1 protein-coding gene is annotated in these 571 nt (G+C 72.7%); it reads left to right on the plus strand.

What is annotated here, in order from left to right; genetic code table 11:
* Nucleotides 1–571 (plus strand): helicase-related protein (locus tag A3728_RS12780; protein WP_269084902.1); only part of this gene is annotated, 571 nt, incomplete at both ends.

Genomic DNA, 571 nt, shown 5'->3' on the forward strand with positions numbered 1-571 from the left:
CGAGGTGGCGGGAAAGCTTGCCCCCGTGGGGCCGGGGGTCGAACGGCTGGGGGAGGAGGCCACCGCGCTCTGGCCCGGGGCGCGGGTGGCAACGCTAAGCTCGGACATGTACGGCAGCGCCCGTGCGCTCAAGGCCGAGATCGCGCAGATCGCCGCCGGTGCGGCGGAAATCGTGATCGGGACGCAGCTGGTGGCCAAGGGGCATAACTTTCCGAACCTGACACTGGTGGGTGTGATCGACGCGGACCTTGGCCTGATGGGGTCGGACCTGCGCGCCGCCGAGCGGACGTTCCAGTTGATGCGGCAGGTCGCCGGGCGCGCGGGGCGCGCCGAGGCGCCGGGCACCGCGCTGCTGCAGACCTATCAGCCCGATCACCCGGTGATCCGCGCGGTGCTGGACGGGGACGAGGAAGGGTTCTGGAAGGCCGAGGCCGCCGCGCGCCAGCAGGCCGGGGTGCCGCCCTTCGGCAGGATGGCGGGCATCATCCTCAGCGGGCCGGACGCGGCGCAGGTCTTTGACGCGGGCAATGCGCTGGCGCGCGGCGGCCTCGGCCTTCCAGAACCCTTCCTC

Source organism: Sulfitobacter sp. HI0040, from assembly GCF_001634885.1.
In the GTDB taxonomy this organism is placed as follows: domain Bacteria; phylum Pseudomonadota; class Alphaproteobacteria; order Rhodobacterales; family Rhodobacteraceae; genus Sulfitobacter.